Origin of the sequence: Arthrobacter sp. NPDC090010, from assembly GCF_044748305.1 — a bacterium.
In the GTDB taxonomy this organism is placed as follows: Bacteria; Actinomycetota; Actinomycetes; order Actinomycetales; family Micrococcaceae; genus Arthrobacter_E.
The window spans coordinates 1-15,668 of record NZ_JBIVFT010000006.1; the positions used below are offsets into that span (position 1 = coordinate 1).

Here is a 15,668-nt window from a genome sequence, read left to right on the forward strand (position 1 = left end):
TGCACTCGAGAGGGTGTGGGAGAGTAGGACACCGCCGGACACAACCACCAGTGATGGCCCCGAGCAACGACGCCCGGGGCCACCACCATTTAAAACAACACAACAAACACACGGCATGGCACCATCAACACCATGACCACCACATCACCCAACGAGTTCATCACCGCACACGCACGCATCCTCGACAGGCACCGGCACGCGGCTCTGACGGACCCGTCACATCGGAACGGGCAGGCCGTCATCCAGGGTCTGGAAGCTTATGGAAACCCGGACGGCGGATACGGCTGGGGTCTGGAACCAGACCTTCGCTCGGGGGAAAGCCAGGTGGTCGGCGCGCTGCACGCGTTCGAGACACTTGCCGATGCCTGGCCTGCGGTGTCGCCCGCCTTGCCTGGCCTGCTCCACTGGCTTGAGGTGAACACTCTGCCGGACGGTGGTCTGCCGTTCGCACTGCCCGTGGGTGATGGAACCGCCTGCGCCCCGTTCTGGGTATCGGCAGACCCGGCGCAGTCGTCCTTGCAACTCACCGCTGCTGTTGCGGCGCAGGCTCATAGGCTCGCCAGGCACGATCAGCGGCTGTCAGGACATCCCTGGCTGGCGATGGCGACGGAATACTGTCTGGAACGGATCGAGAGCCTTCCCGAACGGCCCTTCGCCTACGTGCTCTCCTTCTCCTTGCAGCTCCTGGATCGCCTTGCCGACCACGATGCTCGTGCGGCTGCGCTTTTACAACGATTGGGCGGGCAGATCCCCGCGGACGGCCGGATCGCCGTCGAGGGTGGAGCCGTCGGCGAGTGTCTTCACCTCCTGGATTACGCTCCGGAACCGGGACGTCCCATCCGCAGACTGTTCAGCCCGGAGGCCGTGGCCGAGGACCTGGCCAGACTGCGCGCCGCACAGCGGGAGGACGGTGGTTGGGTCGGGGACTTCCAGAGTTACTCGGAAGCGGCGGTGCTTGAGTGGCGCGGCTACCTGAGCGTCAAAGCTGCCGCGGTGTTGCGCGCCAACGCGGAATGACCGCAGCGCCGGAACTCAGCGGCGCAGGACGTCAGCCGCGCCGGGTCTCTGCCAGAGCCACCAGACCGAAGGCGCCCAGAGCCGTGCCCGTCACGCGGTCGATGACTTTGCGGAAACGCGGACCATCCAGCCAACGACGGAAGTAATGAGCGGCTGTGATGATCAGGGTGAACCAGAGGGCGGCCTCAAGATTGCTGATCAGGGCGAGCATGATGCCCATGCCCAGGGGCGCGATCCCCGGTACCAGGAACTGCGGGATGACGGCCAGGCAGAACATGCCGTACTTGGGGTTGAGGATGTTGGACAGGAAACCCTTGCCCCAGGTCTTGCCGAAATGCTCCGGAGCGACGACGGCGTCACCTCCCGGCGTGGTCACGGTGCCAGGGGCGCTCCGGAAGGAGGCCCTCCAGAAGCTGTACGCCAGCCACAGCATGTAGCCGGCCCCGATGATGCGCAGGATGTCGTACGCGACCGTGGAGACGGCGAGCAACGCGGAGACCCCGGTGGCCGCGGCGATGCCCCAGACGAACGCAGCCGAGATCATGCCGAGCGCGGCCATGTAGGCGTGCCGCCGGCTTTGTCCCAGCGCATAGCGCAGCACCAGCGCGGTGTCGGTGCCCGGCAGAATGGTGATCAGGACGGAGAGGGCGGCGAAACCCAGCAGGGACTGTTCAAGGCTCACCGACCCAGTTTAAGACAGCGCGGCGCCGATTCGACCCGTTGCAGCCCGCGCGGGACAATGGAAGCATGCCAGCAAGCACCAGGAACCAGGCCCCCTCACGCCCAGGAAAGTCCCCTCGCGGGGCCGGGCGGAACGGACGGCCCCAACCCACCGCGGTTCCGGTGCTCGGCCTCGGGCCCGCCTGGCAGTTCGCCGCCATCGCGGTGGCCGTGGTGGTCCTGGTGCTCGGACTGCTTTTCACCGGTGCGGCAGGGGTGCGCGAACTCTCAGATCCCGGCGCCCTGGTGCGCTGGGGGCTTCCACTGGCCAAGACGGTCCACAATCTCAGCCTCTCCGTGACCGTCGCCGCGCTGGCCTTCGCCGTCGTCGTCCTCCCCAAGGGAGTCAGGGCGCCACGCCGCCTCGATAAGGACGAAGAGATACCGGAACACCCGGCCTTCACCCGGACCATGCTGCTGGCAGGCGTGGCGGGAAGTGTCTGGACGGTGTCCGCGATCGCCGTGCTGGTGCTCACCTACGCCAACGTCTCAGGACAGCAGCTGAGCGGGGACGCCGACTACACCAAGGCCCTGGTGTTCTTCATGACCGACTTCCCGTTGGGCCGCGGCTGGCTCTTCGTGGTGATCGTGGCGGCCTTGGTGGCCACGGCCAGCTTCGGCCTGCGGAACACGACCGTGCTGGCCTTCACCCTGCTGCTGGCGATCCTCGGCATGGTTCCTCCGGCGCTCAACGGACATGCGGCAAGCTCCAACGACCACGCCGGCGCGGTCAACTCCATTGGACTCCACGTGCTCGGCGCATCGTTCTGGGTGGGCGGCATCGCGGTCCTGGCACTCATCTCCACTCTGCTCGGCAGGGGAACCACGGGTGTGGCGCGCCGCGACGTGACCGCCGCCGTGCTCAAACGCTTCTCCGCGCTGGCGCTCTTCTGTTTCTTCCTGGTCAGTGCCTCCGGCGTCATCAGCGCCTCGATCCGCATCACGAGCTGGCACAACCTCTTCTACTCGCCGTACGGGCAGCTGGTGCTCGTCAAGGCGTTCTGCGCGCTGGTGCTCGGCGCCATCGGTTACATGCACCGGGCGTGGATCATCCCCCGGCTCGGTGATGAAAGCGGCCAGAGCAGCGCCGGCAAATCCGGCCCTGCCGTACCCAACTCCGCTGCACGGACGCTGAGTGCACGCCGCGTCCTCTGGCAGGTGATCGGCGTCGAACTGCTGGTGATGGCCGCGACGAGTGCCGTCGCCGTCGCGCTCTCCTCATCCGCCCCGCCCACTGAGACCAAGTACTCCGAGGACGCCACCCCCGCCTTCATCCTCAGTGGCTACGAACTGCCACCGGAGCTGACCCCGGAACGCTGGTTCAGCGAGTGGCGACTCGACTGGCTCTGGGTGGCGGTGGCCGTCTTCGCCGCCGTCGCGTACACGCTGGGGCTGATCAAGATTCTGCGCCGAGGCGACCGCTGGCCCGTCATGCGCGCCGTGTCCTGGTACATCGGCCTGCTGGCCCTGACCTACATCATCTCCGGCGCTCCAGGGGTCTACGGGCACGTGATGTTCTCCATCCACATGGTGGAGCACATGGCCTTGACCATGGTCGCGCCGATCTTCCTGGTCATCGGCTCTCCCGTGACGCTCGCCCTCCGGGCTCTGAGCGCGCGCACGGACGGCAGCCGCGGACTGCGGGAGTGGCTGCTGGCCTTCGTCCACTCGCGGTTCTCCAAGGTGGTCACACACCCGCTTTTCGCGGCGGCCAACTTCGCCGGATCCATCATCATCTTCTACTACTCGGACCTCTTCGGCTTCGCGATGAAGGACCACGTGGGTCATGAACTGATGAACCTGCATTTCCTGCTGACCGGCTACATCTTCGCGCTCACCATGATCGGCGAGGACCCCTTGCCACGGAGAGCTCCGTTCCCGATGCGTCTGCTCCTGCTGCTCGCCACGATGGCGTTCCACGCCTTCTTCGGCGTCTCGATCATGGGCGGCACCGGTCTGCTGGCGGCGGACTACTTCGGCAACCTTGGACGCGCGTGGGGCCCCAGCGCGCTGGTCGACCAGCAGCACGGCGGTGCGATCGCCTGGGGAATCGGCGAAGTGCCCACCGTCCTGCTCGCGATCGGGGTGGCGGTCATGTGGTCCCGTTCCGACGAACGGGAGACCCGGCGTACGGATCGCGCGGCGGACAGGAATAATGACGCCGAGCTGACCGCTTACAACGACATGTTCTCCCGCCTCGCGGCGCGGGACAATTCATCCACCGCGGCTCCCGAAACCAGGGCCCCGGAATCGAAGGAGAAGGAATGACCACCGAGAACGCGTCCTCCGTGCGCACCGCCACCCGGGTGCGCGCGTCGGAGCTGGTCGGCCGCAACTGGCTGAACACCGGCGGGGAACAGCTCTCCTTGGAGAAGCTGCGCGGCAAGATCGTGCTCCTGGACTTCTGGACCTTCTGCTGCATCAACTGCCTGCACGTGCTGGATGAGCTGCGTCCTCTCGAAGAGCAGTACGGCGACGTGCTCGTCACGGTGGGCGTGCACTCACCCAAGTTCGAGCACGAGGCCGATCCTGTGGCCATCGCGGCCGCCGTGGAGCGCTACGAGATCCACCACCCCGTCCTGGACGATCCGGAACTGGACACCTGGAAGGCGTACACGGCACGAGCCTGGCCGACCCTCGTGGTGGTCGATCCGGAGGGCTACGTCGTGGCGCACCTCTCCGGAGAGGGCCACGCCGACGGGCTCGCCGTTCTGATCCCTGAGCTGATCGCCGAGCACGAGGCCAAGGGCACCTTGCACCGCGGCAGCGGCCCGTACGTGGCTCCCGAAGCGACATCCGGCACCTTGCGTTTCCCGGGCAAGGCCGTGTTCCTGCCGGCCGGCCGCGGTTCCTCCGAGAACGGCTCCTGGCTCGTCTCCGACACCGGCCACCACCGCGTGGTGGAACTCGCCGACGACTTCGACACCGTGCTGGCCGCCTATGGTGACGGGACCAAGGGGTACCACGACGGCGCAGGCGTGGCTGCCCGCTTCAATGAGCCGCAGGGCGTCACCCTCCTCCCGGCCGAGCTGGCTGCGCGCGTCGGGTACGACGTCGTCGTCGCCGACTCCGTGAACCACCGCCTGCGGGGCATCAGCCTCGCCACCGGTGCGGTGAGCACGCTGGCCGGCAGCGGTGTGCAGCGTCTGCTCGAAGCGGGCCCTGCACGTGTCGACGAGGACGGTGCGGCCTACGGTGGCCCGCTCGGCGAGGACCCCCTGCTGGTGGCCTTCAGCTCGCCGTGGGATGTTCTGTGGTCCGAGTCCTTGCAGACCGTCGTGATCGCCATGGCCGGTGTGCATCAGATCTTCGCTTTCTCCCCGGAGACGGGCGAGGTGTCCATCCTGGCCGGGAACGGTCTGGAGGGGCTGCTGGACGGCGCCGCCGATTCGGCGTGGTTCGCACAGTCCTCCGGCCTCTCCGAAGGGCCCGACGGATCCATCTGGGTCGCGGACTCGGAGACCTCGTCGCTGCGCCGTCTGGTGCCCACCGGCGATTCCGCTCGGGTGACCGTGGAGACCGCCATCGGCAAGGGGCTCTTCGACTTCGGATTCCGTGACGGTGCCGCTGCGGAGGCACGCCTGCAGCACCCGCTCGGTGTCGCCGTCCTCCCGGACGGATCGGTGGCCATTGCGGACACCTACAACGGCGCGGTGCGGCGCTACGATCCCGCGTCCGGCACCGTGTCCACGCTGACGCGCGGTCTGGCCGAGCCGAGCGACGTCCTCCTGGACACCCGCGGCTCAGAGCCGCTGCTGGTGGTCGTCGAGGCGAACAAGCACCAGCTCGTGTACGTGCCGATCCCCGCTGAAGCACAGCAGGTGGACGAAGGCGCCTCGCAGACCCAGCGTCCGACGTCGCCCGTGGCGCCGGGTGACTTCGAACTCGCAGTGCGTTTCACCGCGCCCACCGGCCAGAAGCTCGACTACCGCTGGGGTGACCCGACGCAGCTGAAGATCTCCTCCACCCCACCGGAACTGCTGGTCTCCGGCGGCGGCACGGGGGAGGGGCTCACCCGGACCCTGGAGCTCTCCTCGGAGGTCCCGGAAGGCATCCTGCACATCACGGCCCGGGCCGCAGCCTGCGACGGCGCTGAAGGGCCCGACGGAGAGATCCCGGACCACGCCGCCTGCCATCTGTACCAGCAGGACTGGGGAATCCCCGTGGTCCTTCGCAACGACGGCGACACCGGGCTGTTGCTGGACCTGCGCGGCATGGACTGAGCCGCGAGAGTGCAGTTGACGCCCCTATCCAGCCTGGATAGGGGCGTCAACTGTAACTTCGCGGTGGTGGTGGGAGAGGCCTGTGGGCTCAGTAGTCCACGATGGGGGTCACCGTGACCTTGTCCTTGGTGAAACTCAGGGTGACGTTGAAGCTGAAGGGGTGGACCTGGTCCAGCGGCGCGATCAGGCCCGTGAACAGATCCTGCGCCTGGGCCTCCAGCTTCGCCTTGCCGCCGAGTGGTGACACCATCCAGTGCCCGTTGTAGGGCTGGATCTCCACTTTCGGATAGTTCGCGATGCTCCACTTCACCGTGCCCTGCTGCACCCGTTCCAGACCCGCATGGTAGAACGGGCAGTCCGGCTGAAGGCGTTGCTCCTGATTGGCCTTGACCGCGCAAGCGTCCAGGTAGTGATTCACCTGGGTGGAGACCGCGTCCACCAGGGACTTCGTGGCAGCCGTACTCAGATTCACGGTCTGATGGGCTGAGCTGTTCTGGAGCGTGACGTTCTGGGCCGGTGCCGCGAAGTACGGCGAGGTGTAGGAGGCCTCGTAGACACCTGGGAAGAAGGCCTGGAATTCGCCGTGGCCCTGTGGTGTGTTGACCGGGACGCCGTTGATGCTGGCCTGATTGGAGTTGACCACATTGACCGTCATGGACGCCAGAGGGGTCTGGACCAATTGCCAGCGTGTGAAGAAGAGCCACTCGGTCCCGGCCGGCTCCACGAGGAAGTCCGTGTTCCCGGGGACGCCCTTCAGGGTGTAGCTCACCGGGATCGACCGGCGGCCATCGGCTTGACGCACCGGATCCCCGATCGTGACGTCCTTCAGATCGGCCACGGATGCTTTCAGCGCGGCACCGTCCAGGAGGCTCGGATTGCCGGCCGGTACGGGTGAGCGCAGCAATCCGAGAGCCTTGCCGCCGTCGCCGTCGTGCAGCGCGTCAAGGTAGGCGCGGACCGGTTCCTGAGCGCCGTCGGGTCCGGAGTTGACCACGGAGATCGTGACGATGCCTGCGATCACGGCCAGCATGATGCCGGCCAGCCAGCCCGCCGCCACCTTGATGGTGGTCTGTGTCCACGTCACGCTGCGTCTTTCCTCACTTTCCGCGCACTGCGCCTGGGGCCCGACGGAGGCGCTCAGCGACGACGGCGCGATGACGTCCCGAAGATGCTCCGGCTCAGTTCCCGGCCCAGCTGGGTTCCCATGGAACGCACCATGGACTTCATGCCGCCGCCCAGGACCGAGCCCAGGCCTTCCATGATGTCACCCATCGGATTGCTCTGCTGCGGAGCCGGAGGCGCAGGAGCCTGCGGAGCGGGAGCCGGTGGGGCGCTTGGCGCGGGGGCCTGAGGGGCTCCATCGGCAGTGTGGCCGAGGATTTCGGCCTCGATCCGGCGGGCTTCGGCGTCGACCGAGGCCTGGTCCGGACCCGGGGCGGTCCCGGGCGTGGCGTCCGCCGTTCCGGGGGCCGCGGCGCCGCCGCGCTGAAGCTTCTCGAAGGCGGAGTCCCGGTCTGTCGCCTGGGAGTACTTCGCCGCGAGCGGGGAAGCCTGGATGACCTGGTCCAGGGTGGCGGCGTCCGCGGGACCCATGAGGGACTCCGGGGCACGCAGCCGGGTCAGGGCCACGGGCGTCGGCGCGCCCTTCTCGTTCATCACCGTGATGACCGCCTCGCCGATCCCTGCGGAGGTGAGCACCTTGTCCAGTTCGTAGTCGCTCACCGGGAAGGTGGAGACAGTGGCCTTGAGCGCTTTGGCATCGTCCGGGGTGAAGGCGCGCAGAGCATGCTGGACGCGGTTGGCCAGCTGGCCGAGGACGTCGGAGGGGACGTCTTTGGGGGTCTGGGTCACGAAGAAGATGCCGACTCCCTTGGAGCGGATCAGACGCACGGTCTGCGTGATGGCCTGCAGGAACGCCTTGGACGCGCCGTTGAAGAGCAGGTGGGCCTCGTCGAAGAAGAACACCAGCTTCGGCTTGTCCAGATCGCCGGCCTCCGGGAGCGTTTCGAAGAGCTCGGAGAGCAGCCACATGAGGAAGGTGGAGAAGAGCGCCGGCTTGTCCTGGAGCGTGGGGAGCTCCAAAGCGCTGATGATGCCGCGGCCATCCGGGGAGGTTCGCAGCAGCTCGGCCGGATCGAACTCCGGAAGGCCGAAGAACTGTTCCATGCCCTGGGCTTCGAGGGCCACGAGCTCGCGGAGGATGACTCCGGCGGTCGCTTTGGACAGCCCGCCGAGCTGGGCCAGGGCTTCCTTGCCCTCATCCGAGGTGAGGTGCTGGATGACGGCGCGGAGGTCCTTCAGGTCGTCAAGTTCCAGCCCCTGCTGGTCTGCGAAGTGGAAGATGAGCTGGAGACTGGACTCCTGGGTGTCGTTGAGGTCCATGACACGGGAGAGCAGGATGGGGCCGAAGCTGGTGATGGATGCCCGGACCGGGACCCCCTTGCCGTTGCCGCCGAGGGCCAGATACTCCACGGGGAAGGTCTTGGCGGACCAGTCCTGTCCGAGTTCCTTGGTACGGGCCAGCAGCTTATCGCCACCCGCTCCGGGAGTGGCCAAGCCGGAGAGATCGCCCTTGATGTCGGCGAGGAAGACCGGGACACCCGCAGCGGAGAGCTGTTCCGCCATCATGTGCAGGGTGACCGTCTTGCCGGTTCCGGTGGCACCGGCCACCAGCCCGTGACGGTTCATCATGCCCAGTGGCAGACGTACCGGGGCGTCGGTGTGGACCGCATCGTCCACGATCGCCGCGCCCAGCTCGATGACGGATCCGGTGAAGGTGTAGCCGTCACGGATGGTCTGGACTTTTTCCTCAGTGCTCTTGGAGGCCATGGGCACAGCTTAGCGTGAGCATGCAGGAGTCTCCGGGCAGGCTGCCAGGCGCTTCAAACACGGGAGGGCGATCGTGTCAGCCCACTCCCGTAATCTGGTGACATGACTCACACCCCAGAGGAACACAAGGTGACCCTGCACTGGTATCTCAAGGCGCGCAGGGCCGGACTGCTGGCCAAGCTGGAAGGGCTCGGCGAGTATGACCTCCGCCGTCCCATGACCCGGACCGGGACCAATCTGCTCGGCCTGGTGAAGCACGTCGCCACCATGGAGGCCGAGTACTTCGGTCTCGTGTTCGGGCGTCCCTTCGAACACCCGATGCCATGGGCCGCGGAGGACGCCGAGGACAACGCGGACATGTGGGTGCCGGCGGAAGAATCCGTACAGAGCATCCTGGACTTGCACCATGCCGCTGCCGCACACAGCGATGCGACGATCGAGGCGCTGGAACTGGATGCTCCCGGCATGGTGCCGTGGTGGAAGCCGGAGTCGCGTGACGTGACTCTGCATCAGATCCTGGTCCACGTGGACCTGGAGACGGCGCACCACGCCGGGCATGCGGACATCGTCCGGGAGCTGATCGACGGAAGCGTCGGTTACACCGCGGGCCACCCGAATCTGCCACCTTTCGACGACGCCCGGTGGTCCTCTTACTGTGAACAGATCGAACAATCGGCCCGGACCGCCGCAGCGGCTGCGGGGGAGGAGATTCATGACTGAACCGGCACAGTTGCTGGCCGCCTACGACGCACAGCTCAGGCTCGACGCCGAGGCGCAGGGTGCTTTGAACAGCCGCCGCATCCGTTGGGAGAGTGGAGAGGGCGGGCTGGAGATCACGGTGGCGCTCTTTGAGGGACGTGCTGGTTTCATCAGCACCGGGCCGCTGGGCGGCGAAGCGGCAGGCGTCCGTGAGGCTCTCACCCAGCCGGGCCGCTTGGCGGAACTGGTGCAGAGTGCCTTGGCGGCGGCGCGGGAGATCGCCGGAGACGACGGGCTGTCCACGCTGGAATGGAAGACGCGCAGCCATGACGACCTGCCTGGCCTGTCTGCGGCGCTCCTGGCCGAGGGGTTCGACGCCGGCGAGGAGGAATCCGTCATGATCGGCGAGGCCGCAGCGCTCGCCGTCGAGGTGCCCCTCCCGGCCGGTGTGGAACTCCGCCGTGTGACCACCGAGGAGGAGGCACTCGCGCTCTGCCTCGCCGCCGAGGAGGCGTTCACAGGGGACGCCGCCGACGCCCCACGCAGGGCGGCCGACCTCATGGGGAGGCTCGGAAACGGCACGGGTGTGGAAGCCTGGATGGCGCTCGCCGACGGCGCGGTGGTGTCCGGAGGCCGCTTGGAGCCGGTGCCCGGCACCACGTTCGCCGGGATCTGGGGTGGCTTCACGCTGCTGCCGTGGCGCGGTCAGGGCATTTACCGGGCCCTGACCGCCCGGCGTGCGCAGACGGCCCTGGCTCGTGGGATCACCTGGATCAACAGCGATTCCACGGACTACTCGCGGCCCATCCTGGAACGCTACGGCTTCACCCGGGTCACGGGAACCACACCCTATGAACTGACATTCTGAGTGCGCCGACGTCGCATCAGCGCCCCCGGGGCCGGGTCTCAGGACATCACACCGACCCCGGGGGTGCCCTCCACGAGTTCGTAGCACTGCATCACGACGCCTTTCGGCGACGACACCGCCGGTTCCACGAGACGAAGATTGCTCGGTACGGCACCGCCTGCGAACACCTTCTTCCCTTGTCCCAGGAGGATCGGATAGATCCAGAGGTTCAGACGGTCGAAGAGTTTCTCCCCGAGCAAGGTCTGCACGAAATCCAGGCTGCCGATGACGTGGACGTTCTCATGCCGCGCCTTCAGATCCCGGACGGCGGCGGGGACATCGGCACCCAGCCAGGAGGTTCCCGCCCAGTGCGGTTCCGGGTCCTGATGCGAGGCGACGTACTTCGGGATGTGGTTGAAGAGCTCCGCGATGTACCCGTCCTGATGTGGCCAGTAGCCGGCGAAGATGTCGTAGGTCCGGTGGCCCAGGAGGAGGGCGTCCATTCCGTCCATGCCGCCGACGATCCACTGCCCGCTCTCCTCATCCGTGAGCGGCGCCTGCCAGCCGCCGAAAGCGAAGCTGTCCGCCGGGTCCTCCTCCGGACCGCCCGGCGCCTGCGCGACGCCGTCGAGCGTGCTGAAGAGGTCGATGTGAATGAGTCCCATGCCATGCTCCTTCGCGGTGGCCCGTCAGCATTTCCGGCGGGATCACTTCGAGCGTGGCACAGCACGGCGCCCGGGACAATGGCGGGCTAGCCCAGATCCTTGCTGAAGGCGAGATGCCGGAGCTGCTCAGGATCGGCGTCCAGATCGAAGAGCGGCGCGTAGCCTGTGGCCAGGTACAGTCCCTTCGCCTCCGGCTGGCGTGGACCCGTGGTGAGGTAGATGCGTCGATAGCCGCGCTCCTGGGCGCTCCGTTCCAGTTCCAGGAGGACCCTGCGGGCCAGGCCCTTGCGGCGATGCGCCGAATGAGTCCAGATGCGTTTGAACTCCGCGGTGTTCTCGTCGTAGCGGCGGTACGCGCCGCCGGCGATGGTCTCCCCGCCTCGTTGCAGCACCAGGAGCGCCCCGTCCGGTGCCTCGAACTCGCTGGCGGGGTACCGTGCAAGCTCCTCCTGGGCTCCTCCGGCGGAGAAGAAGTCGCCGTATCGCGCGGTGTATTCCACGGCGAGTTCGTCCAGGAGCGGCTTCACCCGAGGGTCATCGAGGGTCAGGTGTACGACGTCGAGGGCCGGGCTCGTGAGGGTCATGGCTGTCCTTCCGTGGTGCGGGCGACGGGGCGGTGCCCTGCCAGGGTCATGGGTTCGCCGGCCCGGGGCGCCGGTCCGGCCGTTGCACGCGCCGCTGCCCGTGACCCCGAAAGGATCCTCAGCAGCTCGCGGGCCAGGGCATCGTTCTCCCGGAACGGTGCGGCGTTGCTGCGGGGCCGGGCGAACGCCGCGGAACCCCAGGCGGAGGTCCACGGCCCGACCGCGAACACGCGGTCCCTGGCCTCGCCGTCGGCGGTGAGAACCCGCTGCCGGGAGTCGACGGCCACCTTCCCCAGTGTGCTTCCGGCCAATTGCCAGAGGGCGGGATTGCGCGAACCGGTCACCGTCGCTTCGGGAAGCCGGGCTTCCACGAACACCCGGGCGTGGACGCTCTCCCCGGCACCGGGGACCGTGCCGGAGAAGAGCCCTGCGGATTCGTCCGTCCGGACGTTCAGGCCCGGACCCAGGAAGCGGAGGAAACCGGCGCGGTGCAGAGCGAGCAGTTCGTGCAGGCGGTGAGGCGGCGGCCCAGAGTCCACGAAGGAGAAGAAACCGTGCCACCACGAGGTGATCTCCCGCTGGGCTCCGGCGTCAAGCCGTTCCACCGGGACCAGCGTCCCGAGCGCGAAGTAGGCCTGGAGGAAGCCGTTGAACAGTGCCGTCTGTTCACTGTGGGCCGTGGCGCTGCGCAGGAAGAGATCGTCCTCCAGATGCCTGAGCACGGCGGACTCCCGTTCTGACAGGCCCCCGGTCAGGCCGGTCAGCGGACGGTCCAGGAGTGCGAAGTCGAGCCGGTATGCAGGATCTGGGATGAAGTCGGCGAGCAGTTGCTCCTGCTCGGGGGTGCCCCAGCGGACGGTGTCCAGCCGGTGCTGGAACGCCTCCCATGGCCCGGACACGCGCTCAGGTGAGGCCGCGAACAACTCGGCGTAGTAGTGCCGGGCAACCTCCTGCGCCACCAGGGGCCAGAGGTCTTCGCGGAAGTCCAGCCGGCGGCCGTCGTCGGCCAGGAGCGCGGCGACGGCGTCCCCCGTGAGGTGGCGGAGTCCATCCAGCGCTGGGCCCCGCAGGGGGACCTGGGGTTTCGCGTGGTACGGGACGCCTCGTCGGGATCCGGCCCAGAGCCGGGGTTCCCGGCCGGACGCCAGATACTCGAGCGAACCGTCGGCGCGCGGCCGGAAACGACCGCCCCGGCCTTCGAAAAGCAGCACGACCAGATCAATGAACGCCAGACCCATGCCGGAGACGAGCACGTCCTCGCCGGGCGAGATCGCCGAATACTCGGCGTCGGCAGTGTAGGCGGGCGGGAAGTACAGGCCGCCTTGACGCTCCGCGAAGCCGCTGAGTTCCCGTTCCCTGGCGTCCGGCCGGGCGTCACTGTGTCCCAACGAGTAGAGCACGACGTCGGCGCTCAGCACCGTCCCGGAGGCCAGATGGACGAGCCGTCCGCCACCGTCGTCGTGGCCGGCCGGGTGGACGGACGTCACGGTGTCGCGGTGCAGCGTCACGCGGGCCCTGGGTGCGAGCCGCAGCACGGCCCGGCGCAGGAACCACCGTGCATAGGCGCCGAAAAGCCGTCGGCTGGGGAAGGACCCCGGACCCAGCGCCGCCGCCTCGTCCCGGAGCGGGACCTCCGCGAGGGCGGGATCGTCGGCCGGATCAGGGTCCAGCCCGCCGGCGGAGAGCAGCCCGGCCCACTCGAAGAGTGAAGGGCCCTCGACCCGTGGCCCGGCGCAGTGCACGGAGGCATCGGTGAAGAGCGTGATGTCCTGCGCCCGGGAGTTCAGGAGCAGACCCGGGTACTGCTCGTGACGCCAGACCCGGCCGGAGCCGGGCTCGTACGGGTCCACGAGATGCACGTCGATCGGGACGCGCAGCAGTTCCGGGGCGTTGGCGGCGAGCCGTTCGAGGACACCGGCCACTCGGGGACCGGCACCTGCCACGACGAGCGAGGCCCTGGTCTGTGTCATGTTCCCTCCTGAATCCGGCGGCTGTGGAACCCGACCCTAGGCGTCCCGGGACCCGCCGATCCAGCCGGTCCGTCACGCCCCGACACCCCGGTTCACGGCCTGTCACACGGCGTCGTCCGGGGCCTCATATGGCCTCGTGTGACCCGCGGCGTCGTGCCGTGAACGGGGGTTTCCGGATGTGAAAGACGGCCTTGAACAAGGTGCGGGATGCTCCCTAGATTTGCAGCCAATCCCCGAAACCAAGCGACCCCGAGGACATCCCATGAGCGTCATCACCAATGGCCCCGTGCTCGACGACGGCACCGAGCACCGCCATACTCTCGGCCCTGCCTTCGTCGCTCCGGCCGGAGACCCCCACAGTGCCGGGCCGGAGGAACCACCCCCGGCCGGTGAGCTCCGGGTCATCCGGGCCAAACACCCCGGCCGGTGGGTGGGGACCGTGCTCGTGGCGCTGCTCCTCGCCTCAGTGGCGTGGTCGCTGGCCACCAACCCTCGCTGGGAATGGGGTGTGGTGGCGCAGTGGTTCACCGCGCAATCCGTCATCACCGGCCTTGGGGAGACACTGAAGCTGACCGTGATCGCCGGGACCGTCGGCTTCCTGCTGGGCTTCGTGCTGGCCCTCATGCGGCTCTCCTCCTCACCACTGCTGGTGGGGGTCGCCTGGACCTTCTCCTGGATCTTCCGCTCCACGCCCCTCCTGGTGCAGCTGTTGCTCTGGTACAACCTGGGGTACCTCTACGAGAAGATCAGCCTCGGCATCCCGTTCACGGACGTGCGGTTCTTCGAGGCGTCGACCACCACGCTCATCAGCCAGTTCGCCGCCGCCGTGCTGGGGCTGAGCCTCAATCAAGCGGCCTACTCGGCGGAGATCATCCGCGGCGGAATCCTCTCAGTGGACTCCGGACAGCTCGAAGCCGCGGCGGCCCTGGGGCTCCCCGGCTGGCGACGCAACACCCGGATCGTGCTGCCGCAGGCCATGCGGGCCATCCTGCCCAACGCTTTCAACGAGATCATCGGCCTCGTCAAGGGAACCTCCGTGGTCTACGTCCTGGCCTACTCGGAGCTCTTCTACACCGTGCAGGTCATCTACAACCGCACGCAGCAGGTCCTGCCGCTGCTCCTGGTGGCCACGCTCTGGTACGTCGTCATCACCTCGGTGCTGAGCGTGGCCCAGTACTACATCGAGCGGTATTTCGCCCGCGGCTCCGTCCGCGCCCTCCCGCCGACACCATGGCAGCGGCTGCGCGCCAACCTCACGCCGGGACGCCGCCCTGCCGCCGTCGTGCCCGCCGAAAGGAACGACTCATGAGTCGCGCAACGTCACCGGCCCGCGCGGGCCGCGTGGACATCGTCAACGCCCACAAGAGCTTCGGCTCCCTCGAAGTCCTCAAGGGCGTCAACCTCACCGTGCGGCCCGGCGAGGTCACCGTGATCGTCGGACCGTCCGGCTCGGGCAAGTCCACGCTGCTGCGCACCATCAACCATCTGGAGGCGCTGAGCTCCGGCTACATCGCCGTCGACGGCGAACCCGTCGGCTACCAGCTCAAGGGCGGCGCCCTGCATGAACGCCGGGAGAAGGACATCCTGGCCACCCGCACCGGGATCGGTTTCGTCTTCCAGAACTTCAACCTCTTCCCGCACCTCACCGTGCTGGAGAACGTGGTGGAGGCCCCGCTCATCGCCCAGCGGCGCAAGCGGCAGGAGGTCACGGCCAAGGCGCTGGAACTTCTGGACCGGGTGGGCCTCGCGGACAAGGCCGCCGCGTATCCGCGGCAGCTTTCCGGAGGCCAGCAACAGCGGGTCGCCATCGCACGAGCCTTGGCCCTGGAGCCACGGATCGTGCTCTTTGACGAACCGACCTCCGCGCTGGACCCGGAACTGGTGGGCGAGGTCCTGGACGTCATCCGGGACCTTGCGAGCACCGGCACCACGCTCGTGGTGGTCACCCATGAAATGGGCTTCGCCCGGGACGTCGCGGACACCGTGGTCTTCATGGATCAGGGCCGGGTGGTCGAATCCGGCCCGCCCGCCCAGCTCTTCGGCAGCCCTCGGGAGGAACGCACCAAGGCCTTCCTCTCCAAAGTCATCGAACCCGCTTTCAACATCTGAGGAAC

At 67.7% G+C, this 15,668-nt stretch carries 13 protein-coding genes; 7 read left to right on the top strand and 6 right to left on the bottom strand.

Annotated elements, in window-relative coordinates; genetic code table 11:
- The first annotated feature begins 132 nt into the window (after positions 1–132).
- Positions 133–1,017 (top strand): hypothetical protein, encoded by an 885-nt coding sequence (locus ACIPXZ_RS10220; RefSeq protein WP_400593360.1) that lies wholly within the window; start codon positions 133–135, stop codon positions 1,015–1,017.
- A 31-nt stretch (positions 1,018–1,048) separates the two neighbouring features.
- Here ACIPXZ_RS10220 and ACIPXZ_RS10225 read toward each other — a convergent pair whose 3' ends face one another.
- Positions 1,049–1,699 (bottom strand): LysE family translocator, encoded by a 651-nt coding sequence (locus ACIPXZ_RS10225; protein WP_400593363.1) that lies wholly within the window; start codon positions 1,697–1,699, stop codon positions 1,049–1,051.
- A 65-nt stretch (positions 1,700–1,764) separates the two neighbouring features.
- Between ACIPXZ_RS10225 and ACIPXZ_RS10230 the strand changes: the two genes are divergently transcribed.
- Positions 1,765–4,005, top strand: coding sequence for a cytochrome c oxidase assembly protein (locus ACIPXZ_RS10230; RefSeq protein ID WP_400593366.1), 2,241 nt, complete (start codon positions 1,765–1,767; stop codon positions 4,003–4,005).
- Positions 4,002–5,960, top strand: a complete 1,959-nt coding sequence (locus ACIPXZ_RS10235) for an NHL domain-containing thioredoxin family protein (RefSeq protein ID WP_400593369.1) — start codon at positions 4,002–4,004, stop codon at positions 5,958–5,960. The genes ACIPXZ_RS10230 and ACIPXZ_RS10235 overlap by 4 nt, the downstream gene beginning before the upstream one ends.
- Before the next feature lie 88 nt (positions 5,961–6,048).
- Here the strand turns inward: ACIPXZ_RS10235 and ACIPXZ_RS10240 are convergent, their stop codons facing one another.
- The gene (locus tag ACIPXZ_RS10240; RefSeq protein WP_400593372.1) at positions 6,049–7,044 is read right to left on the bottom strand and encodes a hypothetical protein; all 996 of its coding nucleotides are present in this window, start codon (positions 7,042–7,044) and stop codon (positions 6,049–6,051) included.
- Between the two features lie 53 nt (positions 7,045–7,097).
- Positions 7,098–8,789, bottom strand: coding sequence for a helicase HerA-like domain-containing protein (locus ACIPXZ_RS10245; RefSeq protein WP_400593375.1), 1,692 nt, complete (start codon positions 8,787–8,789; stop codon positions 7,098–7,100).
- Between the two features lie 102 nt (positions 8,790–8,891).
- On the opposite strand from ACIPXZ_RS10245, the gene ACIPXZ_RS10250 reads away from it, so the two are divergent.
- Together ACIPXZ_RS10250 and ACIPXZ_RS10255 are read left to right on the top strand one after the other, a co-directional pair.
- Entirely contained in the window at positions 8,892–9,509 is a 618-nt protein-coding gene (locus tag ACIPXZ_RS10250; RefSeq protein WP_400593378.1) for a DinB family protein, read from the top strand.
- The gene (locus ACIPXZ_RS10255) at positions 9,502–10,356 is read left to right on the top strand and encodes a GNAT family N-acetyltransferase (RefSeq protein WP_400593381.1); all 855 of its coding nucleotides are present in this window, start codon (positions 9,502–9,504) and stop codon (positions 10,354–10,356) included. The genes ACIPXZ_RS10250 and ACIPXZ_RS10255 overlap by 8 nt, the downstream gene beginning before the upstream one ends.
- Positions 10,357–10,394: 38 nt before the next feature.
- On the opposite strand, the gene ACIPXZ_RS10260 is transcribed toward ACIPXZ_RS10255, so the two are convergent.
- The 3 genes from ACIPXZ_RS10260 to ACIPXZ_RS10270 all read right to left on the bottom strand — a co-directional run bounded on the left by ACIPXZ_RS10260 (position 10,395) and on the right by ACIPXZ_RS10270 (position 13,554).
- Entirely contained in the window at positions 10,395–11,000 is a 606-nt protein-coding gene (locus ACIPXZ_RS10260; protein ID WP_400593384.1) for a dihydrofolate reductase family protein, read from the bottom strand.
- 86 nt (positions 11,001–11,086) lie between these two features.
- Positions 11,087–11,584 (bottom strand): GNAT family N-acetyltransferase, encoded by a 498-nt coding sequence (locus tag ACIPXZ_RS10265; RefSeq protein WP_400593387.1) that lies wholly within the window; start codon positions 11,582–11,584, stop codon positions 11,087–11,089.
- Positions 11,581–13,554 carry an FAD/NAD(P)-binding protein gene (locus ACIPXZ_RS10270; RefSeq protein WP_400593390.1) on the bottom strand — a complete coding sequence of 658 codons (1,974 nt, stop codon included), beginning with the start codon at positions 13,552–13,554 and terminating at the stop codon, positions 11,581–11,583. The genes ACIPXZ_RS10265 and ACIPXZ_RS10270 overlap by 4 nt, the downstream gene beginning before the upstream one ends.
- Positions 13,555–13,816: 262 nt before the next feature.
- On the opposite strand from ACIPXZ_RS10270, the gene ACIPXZ_RS10275 reads away from it, so the two are divergent.
- Positions 13,817–14,863 (top strand): amino acid ABC transporter permease, encoded by a 1,047-nt coding sequence (locus ACIPXZ_RS10275; RefSeq protein ID WP_400593393.1) that lies wholly within the window; start codon positions 13,817–13,819, stop codon positions 14,861–14,863.
- Positions 14,860–15,663: an amino acid ABC transporter ATP-binding protein gene (locus ACIPXZ_RS10280; protein ID WP_400593396.1), complete on the top strand. Its 804-nt coding sequence runs from the start codon at positions 14,860–14,862 to the stop codon at positions 15,661–15,663. Before ACIPXZ_RS10275 ends, ACIPXZ_RS10280 begins: the two co-directional genes overlap by 4 nt.
- Positions 15,664–15,668 lie beyond the last annotated feature (5 nt).

Bases quoted from the DNA above. Each gene is read 5' to 3' on its own strand.
- ACIPXZ_RS10255 (WP_400593381.1), top strand. From the start codon at position 9,502: ATGACTGAACCGGCACAGTTGCTGGCCGCCTACGACGCACAGCTCAGG.
- ACIPXZ_RS10260 (WP_400593384.1), bottom strand. From the start codon at position 11,000: ATGGGACTCATTCACATCGACCTCTTCAGCACGCTCGACGGCGTCGCG.
- ACIPXZ_RS10230 (WP_400593366.1), top strand. From the start codon at position 1,765: ATGCCAGCAAGCACCAGGAACCAGGCCCCCTCACGCCCAGGAAAGTCC.
- ACIPXZ_RS10265 (WP_400593387.1), bottom strand. From the start codon at position 11,584: ATGACCCTCACGAGCCCGGCCCTCGACGTCGTACACCTGACCCTCGAT.
- ACIPXZ_RS10245 (WP_400593375.1), bottom strand. From the start codon at position 8,789: ATGGCCTCCAAGAGCACTGAGGAAAAAGTCCAGACCATCCGTGACGGC.
- ACIPXZ_RS10280 (WP_400593396.1), top strand. From the start codon at position 14,860: ATGAGTCGCGCAACGTCACCGGCCCGCGCGGGCCGCGTGGACATCGTC.
- ACIPXZ_RS10250 (WP_400593378.1), top strand. From the start codon at position 8,892: ATGACTCACACCCCAGAGGAACACAAGGTGACCCTGCACTGGTATCTC.
- ACIPXZ_RS10275 (WP_400593393.1), top strand. From the start codon at position 13,817: ATGAGCGTCATCACCAATGGCCCCGTGCTCGACGACGGCACCGAGCAC.
- ACIPXZ_RS10235 (WP_400593369.1), top strand. From the start codon at position 4,002: ATGACCACCGAGAACGCGTCCTCCGTGCGCACCGCCACCCGGGTGCGC.
- ACIPXZ_RS10220 (WP_400593360.1), top strand. From the start codon at position 133: ATGACCACCACATCACCCAACGAGTTCATCACCGCACACGCACGCATC.
- ACIPXZ_RS10270 (WP_400593390.1), bottom strand. From the start codon at position 13,554: ATGACACAGACCAGGGCCTCGCTCGTCGTGGCAGGTGCCGGTCCCCGA.